The sequence below is a fragment of the Caenispirillum salinarum genome (assembly GCF_044803115.1).
GTDB classification, from domain to species: domain Bacteria; phylum Pseudomonadota; class Alphaproteobacteria; order Rhodospirillales; family Rhodospirillaceae; genus Caenispirillum; species Caenispirillum salinarum_A.
This window is the reverse complement of the sequence record NZ_CP085224.1, coordinates 4587227-4603763: the sequence shown is the minus strand read 5'-3', so window position 1 is coordinate 4603763 and position 16537 is coordinate 4587227. Positions and strand designations below refer to the sequence as shown.

The following is a 16537-nucleotide window of genomic DNA, read 5'->3' as shown; positions in this document are numbered from 1 at the left end:
ATGCGAGGCTAAATGCCCAAACCCAAGTCCCAGTTCGTCTGTCAGGCCTGCGGGTCCATCCACTCCAAGTGGCAGGGCCGCTGCGAGGGCTGCGGCGAGTGGAACACCATTGAGGAAGAGGCCGCGCCCGAGCCCCAGCCGAAGACCGCCAGCGGCGGGCGCGGCGGGCGGAAGCTGGACTTCGTGCCCCTGCGCGGCGAGGCCACCACCCCGCCCCGCCGCAAGACCCACATCGGGGAGTTGGACCGCGTGTGCGGCGGCGGGCTCGTGCCGGGCTCGGCCCTGCTGGTGGGCGGTGACCCCGGCATCGGCAAGTCGACCCTGCTGCTCCAGGCGACCGCTGCGCTCGCCCGCGCCATGCGCTGCGTCTACATCTCGGGTGAAGAGGCGATCGACCAGGTGAGGCTGCGGGCGGCGCGCCTTGGCCTCGACGACAGCCCGGTGGAACTGGCCGCCGCCACGAGCGTCCGCGACATCGTGGCGACGCTGGAGGCCGACCCGCCGGAGGTGGCCGTCATCGACTCCATCCAGACCATGTTCCTGGACACCCTGGACAGCGCGCCCGGCACCGTCAGTCAGGTGCGGGCGTGTTCGCATGAACTCATCCGGCTGGCCAAGCGCAAGGGGTTCGCGCTGTTCCTGGTGGGCCACGTCACCAAGGAAGGCACCATCGCCGGACCGCGCGTCATGGAGCACATGGTCGACACGGTGCTGTATTTCGAGGGCGAGCGCGGCCACCAGTTCCGCATCCTGCGCGCCGTGAAGAACCGTTTCGGCGCCACCGACGAGATCGGCGTCTTCGAGATGACCGAGCGCGGGCTGGCGGAAGTGCTCAACCCCTCGGCCCTGTTCCTGGCGGAGCGGCGGGGCAACGTGTCGGGCTCCTGCGTCTTCGCGGGCATGGAAGGCTCGCGCCCCGTGCTGGTGGAGATCCAGGCGCTGGTGGCGCCCAGCGGCTTTTCCACGCCGCGCCGCGCGGTGGTGGGCTGGGACACCGGGCGGCTCGCCATGGTGCTGGCGGTGCTGGAAGCCCGGTGCGGCCTTGCCCTGGGCGGCAACGACGTGTATTTGAACGTCGCCGGCGGCTTGCGCGTGGGCGAGCCCGCCGCCGACCTGGCGGTCGCGGCCGCCCTTCTGTCGTCGGCCACCGACCAGCCGGTTTCCGCCGACATGGCCGTGTTCGGCGAGATCGGCCTGTCGGGCGAGGTTCGCGCCGTGGCGCAGGCCGAGGTGCGGCTGAAGGAGGCCGCCAAGCTGGGCTTCGGCGATGCCCTGGTGCCGCGCCGCCAGCCCAAGCCGGGCTCCGGCGGCAAGATGCGGCCGGCGCCGGTGATCGAGGGGTTGCAGGTCCGCGAGATCGGCCATCTTCAGGACCTGGTCGCCATGTTCCCGCCGGTGCCGCGGCGGGACGATTCGGCGGAGTAAAATCGGCAACACGGTCCCGCGCAGGAGCGGGCCTTCGGAGACTGGATGGACGCGCTTCCGCTCAACGTGCTGGACCTGATCGTCCTGGTGGTGCTGCTGCTGTCGGCGGTCCTCGCCTTCTTCCGCGGATTCGTGCACGAGACGCTGGGCATCGCCGCCTGGGTGGGCGCGGGCCTGGCGGCGCTGTACGGCCTGCCCATCGTGCAGGCGGAGGTGCGCCAGCTCATCCCCGTCACCTGGGCCGCAGACGCCGCCGCGGCCGTCGCCATCTTCCTGGTGACGCTTCTGGTCCTTTCCATCCTGACGCGCGGCATCGCGCGCAAGGTGCAGGACAGTTCGCTGGGATCGGTGGATCGGTCGCTGGGCGTACTTTTCGGCCTGGCACGGGGTGCGTTCCTGGTCGGACTGGCCTATATCCTGCTCGCCTGGATGATCCCGCCGGCCGACCATCCCGACTGGATCCGCGAGGCGCGCGGCCTGCCGCTCATCCAGCGCACCGCCGCAATGATCCAGGAAGCCGTGCCCGAGGAACTGGGCATCGGGCAGGCCGCCGACACGGGCCGCAAGACGGCCGAGGACGCCATCGAGTTGAAACGCAATCTGGACACGCTGATCCAGCCGCGCGTGCAGGGGCAGGAGCCGCAGCCGGCCCCCCGGACCGAGCCCGCCGCCCAGCCGGCTCCGGCTCCGGCTCCGGCTTCGGCTCCGGCGCCGCAGCCCCGGCAGGAAACGCGGGTGCAAAGCCAGGCGGCGTCCGAACCCGCGCCGGCTCGCGCGCCCGAGCCTGCGCCGACGCCCCGCTCCAAGCCGGCCCCGACGCCGGCCTCCGAGCCGCCCTCCGTTCCCGCCGACGACGAGGGCGTCGGCTATGGCCAGGACGAGCGCCAGTCCCTGGACCGGCTTTTCGAGACGGCGCAGTAAAATCCGCACGCCCCAGGGCGCCATACCGGAAGACAGGAGCTTCGGTCTTCGATGCTGACCACCAATCCCTTTGCCTTCGGCCCGGTTCATCTCCGCGACGAGGATGACGACGACAAGCCCAAGGAGGAATGCGGCGTCGTCGGCATCTTCAACGATCCGGACGCGGCCAGCCACACGGTGCTGGGGCTGCACGCCCTGCAGCACCGCGGGCAGGAGGCGGCCGGCATCGTCTCCTGCGACGGGGAAAGCTTCCATTCCCACCGCGGCCTCGGCCATGTGTCGGAGAACTTCAAGTCCGAAGAGGTGATGAACCGCCTGGCCGGCCCCATGGCCATTGGCCACAACCGGTATTCCACCTCGGGCGACAAGGCGCTGCGCAACGTCCAGCCGTTCTACGCAGACCTCGCCTTCGGCGGCCTGGCGCTGTGCCACAACGGCAACCTGACCAATGCCGTCACCCTGCGCCGGCAACTGGTGGGCAAGGGCTGTATCTTTTCTTCGACCTCGGACACCGAAGTCATCATGCAGCTTGTCGCGCGGTCGGACTTCCTGAACGTTGAGGACCGGATCGTCGACGCCCTGCGCAAGGTGGAGGGCGCCTATTCGCTGGTGGCCCTGACGGCGACGACCATGTACGGCGTACGCGACCCGCACGGCATCCGGCCGCTGGTGCTCGGGTATCTGGAAGGCGCGCACATTCTGGCGTCGGAGACCTGCGCGCTGGACATCATCGGCGCCGAATACGTCCGCGACGTGGAGCCGGGCGAGCTGGTGGTCATCGACCACGAGGGCGTGCGCAGCGTGAAGCCCTTCGTGCCGACGCAGCGCCGGTTCTGCATCTTCGAATACATCTACTTCGCACGCCCCGACAGTTCGGTCGAGGGCACGAGCGTCTACCACGCCCGCAAGCGCATCGGCGAGGAACTGGCGCGCGAGAGCAACGTGCCCGCCGACGTGATCGTGCCGGTGCCCGACTCGGGCGTGCCGGCGGCGCTGGGGTATTCGGTGGAGTCGGGCATCCCGTTCGAGTTCGGCATCATCCGCAACCACTACGTGGGCCGCACCTTCATCCAGCCGACCCAGCGCACCCGCGACCTGGGCGTGAAGCGCAAGCACAACGCCAACCGCGCCTTTCTGGAGGGCAAGCGGGTGGTGCTGGTGGACGACAGCATCGTGCGCGGCACGACGTCGACCAAGATCGTGCAGATGGTCCGCCAGGCCGGCGCGACCGAGGTGCACATGCGCATTTCCTCGCCGCCGACCACCTGGCCCTGCTTCTTCGGCATCGACACGCCGGAGCGCGAGGGCCTGCTGGCCGCCCAGCATTCCATCGCCGAGATGGAAAAGCTCCTGGGCGTGGACAGCCTGGCGTTCATCTCGCTGGACGGCCTGTACCGCGCCGTCGGCGAAGCGGAGCGCGGCTCGGACAGGGAACGCACCTATTGCGACGCCTGCTTCACCGGCGATTACTTCCTGCCGCTGGCCGACCGCAACGACACCGATACCACTCAGCCCAAGGAACTCAGCCGCCTGCGCGGCGCCTGATCGGGGGTTATGCACGATGCATGCGGGCGCGGCGGCCATCCGTCGCGCCCGTTCGCGCGTAGAGGGGGCATGATGTTCCGCCGCCTTCTCGCCGTTTCCGCCCTGATCCTGCCGCTGGCCGCCTGTTCGGGGCTGGACCTGCTGAACGCCACCGTCAGCGACGACGGCCACGTCTCCCGCACCGGCCTGCGCTATGCCGAGGGGCCGCGCGGCCTTCTGGACATCCACAAGCCGCCGGGAGAAGGGCCGTTCCCCGTCGTCGTCTGGATCTACGGCGGCGCCTGGGAAAGCGGCGACCGCGCCGGCTATGAATTCATCGGCGCGCAGTTGGCCCGCGCCGGCTTCCTGGTGGTCATCCCCGATTACCGCGCCTATCCCGAGGTCGTCTTCCCCGGCTTCCTGCACGACAACGCCAGGGCCGTCGCCTGGACGCAGGCGCATGTGGCGGAGTACGGCGGCGACCCCGGCCGCTTGGCGCTGATGGGCCATTCCGCCGGCGCCTACAACGCGGCCATGCTGGCCTACGACGACACCTGGATCAGGCAGGCCGGCGGCGACCCGGACGCGCTGGACGCCTTCGTCGGTCTGGCGGGACCTTACGACATCCACCCCTACACGGTGGAAATCTCCCGCACCATCTTCGGCCACGAAACCGACCCGGCGACGACCGAGCCGCTGGACGACGTGGACGCCGCCGATCCGCCGGCGCTGCTGCTGCACGGCACCGACGACACCACCGTCGCGCCCGAGCACACCGGCAACTTTGCCCAAGCCCTGCGCGCCGCCGGCGTTCCGGTGACGGTGGAGCGGGTGGCCGGCACCGGCCACATCGGCCTGCTGCTGGATGTTTCCCCCACCTTCGAAAACGAGGCCGTCAGCGGCGCGGTGGAGGCGTTCCTGCGCGAGCGGCTATGACAGCCGCTGGGCCGGCCGCCCTGCAACCGTGACCATTCGGCCGTTCTTGCCAATCCGGTCGGGGTGGTCTACCACTGTGGGATGTAACCTGTTTCGCAGAAAGACGATCCCGCTGTGACACCCCGAAAGACACGCTTTGTTGTTCTGCTGACGGGGCTTCTGGTGGCGGGCTTTCTGCTGACCAGCCTGGTCAGCTATTGGGTGGCGCGGGACTCGCTGTCGAACCAACTGGCCGAGACGACGCTGCCGCTGACCAGCGACAACATCTATTCGGAGATCCAGCAGGACTTGCTGCGGCCGATCCTGATTTCGGCCCAGATGGCTCATGACACCTTCGTCCGCGACTGGGCCATCGAAGGCGAGGCCGAGCCCGAGCGCATGGTCCGCTTCCTGGCCGAGATCAAGGAGCGCAACGGCACGGTCTCCAGCTTCTTCGTCTCGGACCGGACGCGGCACTACTATCACGCCGACGGCCTTCTGCGGCAGGTTTCGCCGGACGAGCCGGCCGATGCCTGGTACTTCGCCACCCGCGACACGCCGGGCATGTACGAGGTCAATGTCGACTGGGACACCGCCGACCGCACGCGCCTGACCATCTTCATCAATCACAAGGTCCGCGACTTCTCCGGGCAACTGCTCGGCATCACCGGCGTCGGCCTGTCCATGGACAAGGTCAAGGCGATGCTGGAAACCTACCGGGCGCGCTACGGCCGCGACGTTCTGTTCGTCGACGACACCGGCGAGGTAACCCTGCACGCGGACAGCTTCGAGGGGCCGACGCGCCTGCAGGACTGGCCCGCGCTGCGGGGCGCGGCCACCAACATCCTGACCAATCCGTCGACCTCGTTCACCCTGGAGCACGGGGGCGAGCCGGTATACGTCAACACCCGCCTAGTGCCGGAGTTCGGCTGGCACCTGCTGGTGGTGCAGCACGGCGACCCGGCGCAGGATCGCCTGGACAACACCCTGCTGCTGACTCTGCTGCTGTGCGCCGTCATCACCGCCGTTGTCCTGGCGCTGGCCCACTGGACCCTGCGCGGCTACCAGCGCCGGCTGGAGGAGATGGCGTCGACCGACAAGCTGACCGGGGCCATCAACCGGCAGGTGTTCGACCACGTCTATGACGAGACCGCCCGCGCCGTCGCCCGCCGCGGCACCCGGATGGCGGTGATGCTGCTCGACATCGATCATTTCAAGGCGATCAACGACACCCACGGCCATCAGGTGGGCGACCGGGTGATCGCCGGCGTGGCGGACATCATCCGCAACGCGCTGGGCTCGGCGGACCGCCTGTGCCGCTGGGGCGGGGAAGAATTCCTCGTCCTGGCGCCCGACCACGACGCCGACAGCGCCCGACATCTGGCCGAGGACATCCGCCGGCGCATCGCCGGAGCCTCCATCCCCTGCGGCGACCGTGTCGTGTCGACCACCGCCAGCCTGGGTGTCGCGCTCGCCGGCGCGCGGGATGACCAGGACGCCGTGGTGAAACAGGCCGACGATGCCCTCTACCGCGCCAAGGGTGCGGGGCGGAATCGCGTGGAAGACGCGGGCGCGGGGGAAGCGCGGGCCGCTTGTGCCTGAGCCGGTCGCCTGATCGTTCGCCGGCGCGGCAGCGGCTCCGCGCGTTCGTTCTGCGTCCTTACAGCTCCTTCGGGAAGCACTGCACGTCGGCCGCCTTGAGCCTGGCGCAGGCGGCGGCGGCGTTCGTGCGGGTCTCGAAGCGGCCGGTGGTCAGGCGCCACAGGCCGTTGCCCTGCATGATGGTGGCCTCGGCGCCGGGAACCGCGCCCTGCACCGCCGTCTGCCACTGGGCCCAGGCCTTGTCGGCAGCCTCCCGCGAGGACAGGGCGGCAAGCTGGAGTGTCCAGCCCGGCGCATCGGCGGGCCGGGCGGCCGTCTGCGTGGGTTCGGCCTGAGCGTTTTGCGCCTGCGCCTGCGCCTGCGCTTGTGCTTGCGCTTGCGCTTGCGGCGTGTCCAGGGTTTCGGCCTCCACCGCCGCCGTCTGAGGCGCCGGGTCGCCGGGCATGGGCGCGGCCGCCGCCACGGCGTCTGCCGGGGGCGGGGTGGCGGCGGGGCGGTAGGCGACCAGTTCCTTCTTCTCCATGCGGCCGTCGACGTCGCGCAGTTCCATCACGGTGTTGCGGACTTCCGGCGCGTAATAGAGCGTCTCGAACCGCCCGCCGTGGCGGCAGAACACTTCCACGGTGTCGAAGGTGCCGGCGGGCACCGTCACTTCGCGCGGGCCGCGCACCTGGCACTGGCTTTCCGTGGTCTTCTCGACGCGCCCGTCCTGCTCCGCGGCGGTCTGCGTGGTGAATGCGGCCGTCTTGCCGGGCGTCAGCGGGAACAGGTCCAGCTCGGCCGCCGGCGGCGTGAAGGTGTTGGCCAGCCGCGGCCCGGCCTCGGGCAGCGTGCGCAGCGGCGGCAGCAGCGGGTTGGCGACGGCTTCCCAGCGGCGGCCGTCGGTGGCGGCCCACAGGACCGTGCCGTCGTCGCGTACGGCAACCACCTTTTCCACCACGTCCTCGCCGGTGGCGGCGCGATAGGACCAGGTGTCGTCGGCCTGGTAGCGCGGCGCGGTGGCATCCAGCAGGCCGGCGGTGGTCGCGCCGGAACCGGCGGCGGGCTCCGTCAGCGAGCCGGCGGCGCAGGCGCCCAGCGCCAGCGGCAGGAAAAGGGCGGAGGCGGAAAGCTTCAGGGCGCGGGACGGCATGCGGTCTCCCTTCAGGCGGATGGCGGCGCGACTCGGGAGCATGATACAGCCCTCGGCCGCATGAGGAAGCCCTGTTCAGCGTCCATGAGTCACGGCCCTTGCGTTCGGTCGCATTAGGCCCTATAACCACGCCCTTCGTTAAAGGAGCGGCGAGGCGAGGCTCCCCCGCGCGTACGGCCCGCAAGGGCCAACCGCCGGGAGACAGGGCCGAGGGCATGCCCACCCGCTCCGCGTTCTGGACCCCTAGCTTAGAGGACCGAAATGCCCAAGCTGAAGAGCAAGAGCGCTGCCAAGAAGCGCTTCCGCACGACCGGCACCGGCAAGGTGCGCGCCAACGTGGCCTACAAGCGCCACATGCTGCGCAACAAGCCGACGAAGATGAAGCGTCAGGCCCGTGGCACGATGATTCTGTGCAAGGCCGACGCCGAGATCGTCAAGAAGTTCCTGCCCTACGCGTAACGCCGGTCGGAGGTATAGACCATGTCCCGTGTCAAGCGCGGCGTCACGTCGCACGCCCGTCACAAGAAGGTTCTGAAGCTCGCCAAGGGTTACCGCGGCCGCAACAGCACCAATTTCCGCGTCGCCATCGAGAAGGTCGAGAAGGGCCTTCAGTACGCCTATCGCGACCGCCGCAACAAGAAGCGCGACTTCCGCAGCCTGTGGATCCAGCGCATCAACGCCGGCGCGCGCGCCCACGGCCTGACCTACAGCAAGTTCATGAACGGCCTGCACAAGGCCGGCATCGAACTGGACCGCAAGGTGCTCGCCGACCTCGCCGTGCGCGAGCCGGACGCCTTTGCGTCGCTGGTCAAGCAGGCCGAGGAAGCCCTGGGCTGATTGATCTGTCGTGTTGATCGTGCCGATCAACACGACGCCCTCAGGTGCCGGGCGCGCGCTGACCGCGCGCTTGGCCCACGCCGCCGTCGCGGCGGCCCGCAGTGTGCGCAAGCGCACGTCTAGCGACTCCGCGGGCTTGGGGGTGCAGCGATCCAGCGCCGGGTACGGCGTGGATGATGCGAGAAAGGGGCTGCCGCTCTTGGCAGCCCCTTTTTCATGTCGTATGCAAGGGCAGCAGCGGCCGGGCGGCGCCTTTCGCGCCTCCGGCACAACCGGAACCGAAGGATACATCATGAGCAACGTGGAGGACTTGCGGGCCGAGTTGCTGGCCGCCGTGGACGGCGCGGCCGACCGCGAGGCGCTGGAAAGCGTTCGCGTCTCGGCGCTGGGCAAGAAGGGCCGCATCACCGACATGATGAAGGGCCTGGGCAAGATGAGCCCGGACGAGCGCCGCGAGACCGGCCAGGCGCTGAATGCGCTGAAGGACGACGTCGCCGCCGCCATCGAGGCCAAGCGCACCACCCTGGAAGACGCCGAACTGACCGCCCGGCTGGAGCGCGAGCGCATCGACGTCACCCTGCCCCCGCGCCCGGAGGCCACCGGCACCCTGCACCCCATCAGCCAGACCATCGCCGAACTGACGGCGATCTTCGGTCAGATGGGCTTCGAGGTGGCGGAAGGGCCGGACATCGACGACGACTTCCACAACTTCACGGCGCTCAACTTCCCGCCGGACCATCCGGCGCGCCAGATGCACGACACCTTCTTCTTCCCGGAGCGGGAGGAAGGGGACCGGCTGATGCTGCGCACCCACACCTCGACGGTTCAGGTGCACACCATGACCAGCCAGAAGCCGCCCATCCGCATCATCGCGCCGGGCCGGACGTACCGCTGCGACTACGACATGACCCACACGCCCATGTTCCACCAGGTGGAGGGGCTTGTCATCGACAAGACCACCCACATGGGCCACCTGAAGGGCTGCCTGATCGAGTTCGTGAAGACCTACTTCGAACTGGACGAGCTGCCGACACGCTTCCGCCCCAGCTTCTTCCCCTTCACGGAGCCGAGCGCGGAGATGGACATCGGCTGTTCCCGCAAGGGCGGCGAACTGCGCATCGGCGAAGGCGACGACTGGCTGGAGATTCTCGGCTGCGGCATGGTGCACCCCAACGTGCTGAAGGCCTGCGGCATCGATCCGACCGAATACCAGGGCTTCGCCTTCGGCATGGGGATCGAGCGCATCGCCATGCTGAAATACGGCATCCCCGACCTTCGCACCTTCTTCGAGAGCGACCTGCGCTGGCTGCGCCACTACGGCTTCGCCGCGCTTGATGTGCCCAGCGTGACCGGAGGCCTGACCCGATGAAGTTCACCCTTTCCTGGCTGAAGGACCACCTGGACACCACCGCCAGCCTGGACGCCATTTCCGAGACGCTGACCGCCATCGGCCTGGAGGTGGAGGAGGTCCACGACCCCGCCAAGGACCTGGCCCCCTTCATCGTCGGCCATGTGGTGGAGGCCGGCAAGCACCCGGACGCCGACCGCCTGAAGCTGTGCAAGGTGGACACGGGGACGGAGACGCTGCAGATCGTCTGCGGCGCCCCCAACGCGCGCCAGGGCCTGAAGGTCGCCCTCGCGCTGCCCGGCGCGGTCATCCCGGCCACCGGCGACAAGCTCAAGCCCGGCAAGATCCGCGGCGTCGAGAGCAACGGCATGATGTGCTCCTCGCGCGAGCTGGGGCTGGGCGACGATCATTCGGGCATCATCGAGTTGCCCGAGGACGCGCCCGTCGGCGCCCCGCTGACCGACGTGATGGATGCCGACCCGGTGATCGAGATCGCCATCACGCCCAACCGCATGGACTGCCTGGGCGTGCGCGGCGTCGCCCGCGACCTGGCCGCCGCCGGCCTGGGCACGCTCAAGCCCCTGCCCGACGAGACCGTGAAGGGCACCTACGCCAGCCCCGTCGGCGTGTCGCTGAACTTCGGCGACCGGCCCGAGGGCTGCCATATGTTCGTCGGCCGCTATGTCCGCGGCGTGAAGAACGGCGAAAGCCCCGAATGGCTGAAGAACCGGCTGGAGGCCGTCGGCCTGCGTCCCATCTCGGCGCTGGTCGACATCACCAACTACGTCACGGTGGATCGCGGCCGCCCGCTGCACGTCTTCGACGCCGCCAAGCTGCAGGGCAACGTCCAGGCCCGCTGGGGCAAGCCCGGCGAGACGCTGGAGGCCCTGAACGAAAAGACGTATGAGCTGGACGAGCAGATGGTCGTCATCGCCGACGACGCCAAGGCGCTGGGTCTCGGCGGCATCATGGGCGGCGAGGACACCGGCGCGACGGCCGAGACGACGGATGTCTTCATCGAATCGGCGCTGTTCGATCCCACCACCATCGCCACCACCGGCCGCCGGCTCGCCATCGACAGCGATGCCCGCTACCGCTTCGAGCGCGGCGTCGATCCGGCCTCGGCCGTCTGGGGCGCCGAGCTGGCGACCAAGCTGATCCTCGAGTTCTGCGGCGGCGAGGCCTCGGAACTGGTGTCCGCCGGCGCGCCGCCGTCGGGCGCCGGCGCCATCACGCTCCGCCCCTCGCGGGTGGCGGAGTTGGGCGGCGTCGATCTGTCCGTCGACCGCATCGTCGAAATCCTGGAGGCCCTGTCCTTCCGGGTGGAGCGCACGGAAGACGGCGTGCTGGCGGTCGTTCCGCCGTCGTGGCGCCTGGACGTGACGGAAGAGCACGACGTCATCGAGGAAGTCGTCCGCATCCACGGCTACGACAACATTCCGACGGTGCCGCTGCCGCGCGCGCCCATGCCGCCGGTGGTGCTGACGCCGCGCCAGATCCAGCGCGACGCCGCCCGCCGCACGCTGGCCACGCGCGGCATGATGGAGACGGTGACCTGGTCGTTCATGGCCAAGGAGCACGCGGCCCTGTTCGGCTTCGCCAACGAGGCGCTGGTGCTGTCCAACCCCATTTCCAGCGACCTGGACGCCATGCGCCCGTCCATCCTGCCCAACCTGATTCAGGCGGCGGGGCGGAACGCGGCGCGCGGCTTCCCCGACGTCTGCCTGTTCGAGGTCGGCGGCGACTACCAGGACGAAACCGCCGAGGGCCAGCGCACGGTCGCCGCCGGTGTCCGCGCCGGCCGGACCGGCCCGCGCCACTGGAAGGAGGCCCCGCGCGCCTGGGACGCCTTCGACGCCAAGGCCGACGCCATCGCCGCCCTGGCGGCGGCGGGCTGCCCGGTGGACAACCTTCAGGTCACCACCGACGCGCCGGTCTGGTATCATCCCGGCCGCTCCGGCGTCCTGCGCCTGGGTCCCAACGTGCTGGCCAACTTCGGCGAGCTGCACCCGCGCGTGCTGAAGGGTCTGGACGTGAAGGGCCAGATGGTCGGCTTCGAGGTGTTCCTGGAGGCCATCCCGCAGCCCAAGGCGAAGGCCAAGCAGTCGGGCCGCACCCGCCCGCTGCTGCGCCCGTCGCCCTACCAGCCGCTGGAGCGCGATTTCGCCTTCGTGGTGGACGCCGAGGTGCCGGCGGAAAAGCTGGTGCGCGCGGCCAAGGGTGCCGACCGCAAGCTCATCACCGAGGTCCGCGTCTTCGATGTCTACGAGGGCGAGACGGTCGGCGAGGGCAGGAAGTCCATCGCCCTGTCGGTGACGCTGCAACCGACCGAGCGCACCCTGACGGACGAGGACCTGGAAAAGGTCCAGGGCGCGGTGGTCAAGGCCGTGGAAAAGGCCACCGGCGGCACCCTCCGGGCCTGAGGCCGGCGGTCGTGAATGAGAAAGGGGAGGCCCCAGGCGGGGCCTCCCCTTATTCGTTCATCGAAGCGGCATCACGGCCCTAGTCCAGCATATCGCGCAGCACGGTCTGGAGCTGGTCGGGGGTGATGGGCTTGATCAGAACCGCACGCGGGGAATCCTTCCCGATTCGCTCCAGGGTCTGAGGCTCATTGCTGCCGGTGATGAAGATGATCGGCACGTTCAGGTCTGCGTGAATGCTGCGCGCCGCGTCCACGCCGTCGCTGTGTCCGCGCAGGCGGACATCCATCAGAACGACATCGGGTCGGGCCTCCCGGACCAGGCGGATGGCGTCGTCGGCCGTGGCGGCGGTGCCGGCCACCGTCAGGCCCAGGTCTTCCACCGCGTCGCGCAGGTATTCCACGATCAGGAAGTCATCGTCCACGATGAAGACGCGGTGCGGGCGGTCAGCCATGCTCCGCCTCCGGCCAAGGTATGGTCACGGTCACCTCCGTTCCTTGCGGTTCACGCCGGACGGTCAACTCGCCGCCCAACTGGGCCGCCAGCGCGCGGACGATGCGCATGCCGCTGCGCGGAACATCGTCCTTCCCCGCGGCTTCGGCGTCCGAAGGAATACCGCACCCGTCGTCGCGTACCAAGAGGCGAAGGGCCCCACTATCCTTGAGGTAATCGCTTCGGACGGTGATGGTGCCCGATGATCCATTCCGGTAACCATGAAGCAACGCATTGGACAGCAACTCGTTCACCAGCAAACCCAGCGGGATCGCGCGGTCGAGATTGGCCGGCAGTGGCGCCACGTCGACCGTGACCTTAAGACCCCGCCGCTCGGCTCCGGCGCCCTCCGCCAGGTTGGCGCACAATTCACCCAGAAAGGCATCGAGGCGCACCGTCGCCAGATCGCCGGCGCCCAGCAATTGCTGGTGCACGAGACCCAGCGCGTTGATCCGCCGCCGGGCGGTGCGGAAGGCGTTGCGTGCGCCGTCGTCGGTCAGGGTGCGGGACTGCAGCGACAGCAGGGACTCGATCATTTGCAGGTTGTTCTTGACCCGGTGGTAGACCTCGCTCAACAGCAGGTTCTTGTCGGCCAGGGCCTGCTCCAGTTCGGCGGTGCGCTGGCGCACGCGGTCTTCCAGACTGACGTTGGCGGCGGCCAGGGCCTCCTTCAGACGGCGCTCGCCCTGCAAAGCCCGCAGCCCGAGCATCGTCAGCGCAACGACGGTAAGGATCAGCACCACCACCACTGCGCCGGTGCGCAACTGGCGCTGCCAGAAGGGCGCCAGAACCGCCTCCACCTTCCGCGAGGCCAGGGCAACCAGCGGATAGTCCTTCACAAGGCGCCTGGCAACGAGGCGGTCGCTGCCGTCCACCGGCGAGGCGATGCGCGACGCAACGCGCGGGGTTTGCGGCGTCAGCCCGCGCATCACATCGGGGAAGCGGGCGCCGTAGCTGCCCGCCGCCAGCGGCTCGCGCACCAGCAGCGCCCCGTCCTCGCGCAGGATTGCGAGGGTGGAATCCGACGGCATGGCGACCCCGGCATAGAATTGCTGAAAATAGCTTGTGTGGATGGCGGCCACGACGATGCCGCCGAAGTCGCCGCCCGGGCCGTCGATCCTCCGCGAGATTGCGAAGAAATCAAGCCCGGTCTGCCGGCCTTCCAGAAGCTCGCCGATGAAGGTACCTGCGCCCGGCGCCTCGCGCTGCGCCTGGAAATAGCGCCGATCGTCGTAGCGGCCGCCCATGGGCCTCGGCGCGACGGAGGAGTTGATGACCGCACCGTCCGGTCCGATGATCCACAGCGAGCCCACCTGCGGCAGCAGATCGGCCATGGCGACCAGACGCTCGTGCACGACCTCGGGCGAGGCGCCCAGCGCAAGGCCGCCGCCGCCTTCCACCGCGGCCTCCAGTTGCTGCAGCACCAGGTCGCTGGCTTCGATGGTGCGGTGGGCGTGTTCCTGCAGCAGGTCGGCGATGATGGCGTTTTCGCGCAGGCTGGAGTCCAGGGTGCTGTCGTAGTCGGCGATGGCGAAGACGGCCCAGGCGAACAGTGTCGCCAGGATGACCGTGGTCGACAGCGCGAGCAGAATGGAGCGGGGTGTGTGCAACGGGTGGACCACAGGGCGCGGGGGAAGGAAAGCGCCGAAAGCATCCATGGCGGCGCGGCCTACTGTCAACGCACAACACCGCCATCGGGTCCGTCGGCGGACGGATGTCGGACCTGCCGGAGACACGCCGGGCCGTGAAAGAAAGGAAGTGGCGGAGGGAGAGGGATTCGAACCCTCGATACCCGGTTAGGGTATACACACTTTCCAGGCGTGCGCCTTCGACCGCTCGGCCATCCCTCCGCACTTGGGGGCTGGAAAGAACACTCCGTTCTCCCCGCCTGGAAGGCCGGCACTATATAAAGAGCCCGCCCCTTATGCAACACCCCATTGCACGAAATTTTCCCGGCATTTTTTCAGCCGTCAAAGGCGCTTAACGGCTTGCCGGCAAAGCGCCCCGCGCCGGTCGGTCCCTCAGGAGCCGCGGGCCACCTGCGTGCCCAGCCGCACGCGGTCCAGCGTCGCCAGCTTGTTCGCCCGCATGATCAGAAGCAGCGTGTCCACATAGTCCTGCCCCCGTTCGGAGTAGCTGTGCAGCGTCGCCGCCAGGGCCTCGCCGTCCACGGGCTCGCCGGCGGCGCGAGCGGCGCGGCGGGCTGCGCGCAGTTCGGCGTAGGCGGGATGGGTGTTCAGGTTCCGGGCATAGGCGCGCACCGCGTCCAGCAGGCGGTCGAAGGCACGCACGCGGTGGGTGGCGTCGTCGGCGCGGGCGAGCGGCACCAGGCCCTTCACGCCGGGGTCGGTGGTCCACTGGCCGAACAGCGCGTTGCCCTCGCGGGCGAAGCGCGAGGTGCCCCAGCCGCTTTCCTCCGCCGCCTGGGCAAGGGCCAGCGACGGCGGCAGGACATCCATGCGTGCGAGCAGGACCGGGATGTCCACCGTCTCCAGCTTGTACCAGGCGGCGCGGTCGGCGAGCCACGCCTCGTCCTCGGGGCCGACGCCGCCGCCGCCGCGGCGATGAGCCTCGATGCGCTCCACGCGCGCGCGGTCGGCTGCGATCTCCTCGTTCACACGCAGCACCAGCGGCAGCACGGTCCGCAGGAAGACGCTCTTGCGCGCGTCCACGTCGCGCAGGCTCGCCAGGTCCTCGGGCACGGCGGCCAAGTAGACGCGCGGCACGCCCATGCGACCGTCGGCCACATGGGCCAGGCGATAGCCAAGCTCGTCGTAAAGCGCGCGGGCCTCGGCCACCGAGGGCGCCTCCACGTGCGGTGCCTCGGGCAGGCCGGCAACGGCGTCGCGGGTCGAGGGGGCACCGAACAGCAGGCGGCTCATGACGGCGGGCCGGATGACGCGGGTTTCGCTGCCATGGGAGGCGCCGCCGCCGGGCCCCGTGCTGACCACGTCGTAGCGGAGCGCCGGAACGGGGCTCGACAGCCCGGTCGACAACACGCCGCCGGCGGGGCGTCCGGCCATCTCCGGCGCCAGAACGGCCATGGCAACGGCGCCGTAGAGGGCGGCAACGGTGCCGGCCAGGACGACGAGGCCGACGCGGTGGTGGCGCAAGAGGGAAGCGTGTCGGGTGCTGGTCATGCGGTCTCTCTGGCAGGCCGGTGCCACGGCGTCGGGCGCGTGCTGCGCGCGTTCCGCCGTCTTCACCGGTCGGGCCGGACCGTTCTTCCGTCCCCGCGCGGGGCCCGGCCACGGGCACCGCACGAACACGGCGCCCATCGATCACGCGACGGCCGCCCGACGGATCCCCTTCGTGACGGCCATCACACGAAAGGATGATACGGCGCGCAGGCGTCCCGTCAATCGGCTGGGGCTATGCCAAAAGTATGATTTTCCTAAAAATACCGCGACCTGTTGCGCGAAGGCCTCAGCCCCGGCGAACCAGCGGGCCCAGTTCCGCCACCAACTGTTCGTAGATGGGGCGCTTGAACTCGACGATCATCGCGGGCAGGTCGTCCACCGGCGCCCATTTCCAGGCATCGAACTCAGGATGATCGGTGGCGATGTCGATGTCGGCATCGGTGCCCGTGAAGCGCACCAGGAACCACTTCTGCTCCTGCCCCCGGTACTTGCCCTTCCAGACCTTGCCGATCAGGTGGTCGGGCAGGTCGTAGCGCAGCCAGCCCTCGGTTTCCGCCACGATCTCGCCCTTGTCGGTGCCGATTTCCTCGTGCATCTCGCGAAGCGCCGCCGCCCGCGCGTCCTCGCCCTTGTCGATGCCGCCCTGGGGCATCTGCCAGGCGTCCGGCGTGTCCTTGCGGCGGCCGACGAACACCTCGCCCCGGTCGTTCATCAGCATGACGCCGGCGCATTTGCGGTAGGGCAGGGCGTTCTTGTCGGCGGCGGTAGCGGTCATGGCGGC

General features: G+C 69.4%; 14 protein-coding genes and 1 tRNA gene. 9 read left to right on the top strand and 6 right to left on the bottom strand.

The window, feature by feature from the left end; all coding sequences use genetic code 11:
* Positions 1-12: 12 nt before the first annotated feature.
* The 5 genes from radA to LG334_RS21315 all read left to right on the top strand — a co-directional run bounded on the left by radA (position 13) and on the right by LG334_RS21315 (position 6387).
* The gene (radA, locus tag LG334_RS21335; RefSeq protein ID WP_404381285.1) at positions 13-1425 is read left to right on the top strand and encodes a DNA repair protein RadA; all 1413 of its coding nucleotides are present in this window, start codon (positions 13-15) and stop codon (positions 1423-1425) included.
* Positions 1426-1470: 45 nt separating this feature from the next.
* Positions 1471-2346, top strand: a complete 876-nt coding sequence (locus tag LG334_RS21330; protein ID WP_404381283.1) for a CvpA family protein — start codon at positions 1471-1473, stop codon at positions 2344-2346.
* Between the two features lie 51 nt (positions 2347-2397).
* Positions 2398-3891, top strand: a complete 1494-nt coding sequence (purF, locus tag LG334_RS21325) for an amidophosphoribosyltransferase (RefSeq protein ID WP_404381281.1) — start codon at positions 2398-2400, stop codon at positions 3889-3891.
* Between the two features lie 69 nt (positions 3892-3960).
* Entirely contained in the window at positions 3961-4806 is an 846-nt protein-coding gene (locus LG334_RS21320; RefSeq protein ID WP_404381279.1) for an alpha/beta hydrolase, read from the top strand.
* Positions 4807-4920: 114 nt separating this feature from the next.
* Positions 4921-6387: a diguanylate cyclase gene (locus LG334_RS21315; RefSeq protein ID WP_404381277.1), complete on the top strand. Its 1467-nt coding sequence runs from the start codon at positions 4921-4923 to the stop codon at positions 6385-6387.
* 58 nt (positions 6388-6445) lie between these two features.
* On the opposite strand, the gene LG334_RS21310 is transcribed toward LG334_RS21315, so the two are convergent.
* Positions 6446-7561: an SPOR domain-containing protein gene (locus LG334_RS21310; RefSeq protein ID WP_404381275.1), complete on the bottom strand. Its 1116-nt coding sequence runs from the start codon at positions 7559-7561 to the stop codon at positions 6446-6448.
* Between the two features lie 219 nt (positions 7562-7780).
* Between LG334_RS21310 and rpmI the strand changes: the two genes are divergently transcribed.
* The 4 genes from rpmI (at position 7781) to pheT (ending at position 12127) form a co-directional block, all read left to right on the top strand.
* On the top strand, positions 7781-7978 hold the full coding sequence (gene rpmI, locus LG334_RS21305; RefSeq protein ID WP_009538886.1) for a 50S ribosomal protein L35: 198 nt from the start codon (positions 7781-7783) through the stop codon (positions 7976-7978).
* Positions 7979-7999: 21 nt separating this feature from the next.
* The gene (gene rplT / locus LG334_RS21300; protein ID WP_404381273.1) at positions 8000-8356 is read left to right on the top strand and encodes a 50S ribosomal protein L20; all 357 of its coding nucleotides are present in this window, start codon (positions 8000-8002) and stop codon (positions 8354-8356) included.
* Between the two features lie 292 nt (positions 8357-8648).
* Positions 8649-9725: a phenylalanine--tRNA ligase subunit alpha gene (pheS, locus tag LG334_RS21295; RefSeq protein ID WP_404381271.1), complete on the top strand. Its 1077-nt coding sequence runs from the start codon at positions 8649-8651 to the stop codon at positions 9723-9725.
* Positions 9722-12127 (top strand): phenylalanine--tRNA ligase subunit beta, encoded by a 2406-nt coding sequence (gene pheT / locus LG334_RS21290; RefSeq protein ID WP_404381269.1) that lies wholly within the window; start codon positions 9722-9724, stop codon positions 12125-12127. The genes pheS and pheT overlap by 4 nt, the downstream gene beginning before the upstream one ends.
* A gap of 79 nt (positions 12128-12206) precedes the next feature.
* Here the strand turns inward: pheT and LG334_RS21285 are convergent, their stop codons facing one another.
* The 5 genes from LG334_RS21285 to LG334_RS21265 all read right to left on the bottom strand — a co-directional run bounded on the left by LG334_RS21285 (position 12207) and on the right by LG334_RS21265 (position 16531).
* A complete protein-coding gene (locus LG334_RS21285) occupies positions 12207-12578 on the bottom strand; it encodes a response regulator (RefSeq protein ID WP_404381267.1) in 372 nt (123 codons plus the stop codon).
* On the bottom strand, positions 12571-14226 hold the full coding sequence (locus LG334_RS21280; RefSeq protein ID WP_404381265.1) for a sensor histidine kinase: 1656 nt from the start codon (positions 14224-14226) through the stop codon (positions 12571-12573). The genes LG334_RS21285 and LG334_RS21280 overlap by 8 nt, the downstream gene beginning before the upstream one ends.
* Positions 14227-14375: 149 nt before the next feature.
* Positions 14376-14466: transfer RNA gene (locus tag LG334_RS21275), tRNA-Ser, on the bottom strand.
* A gap of 171 nt (positions 14467-14637) precedes the next feature.
* Positions 14638-15756 (bottom strand): glucosaminidase domain-containing protein, encoded by a 1119-nt coding sequence (locus LG334_RS21270; protein ID WP_404381263.1) that lies wholly within the window; start codon positions 15754-15756, stop codon positions 14638-14640.
* A 286-nt stretch (positions 15757-16042) separates the two neighbouring features.
* Positions 16043-16531, bottom strand: a complete 489-nt coding sequence (locus tag LG334_RS21265) for an RNA pyrophosphohydrolase (RefSeq protein ID WP_404381261.1) — start codon at positions 16529-16531, stop codon at positions 16043-16045.
* Between the last annotated feature and the right edge of the window lie 6 nt (positions 16532-16537).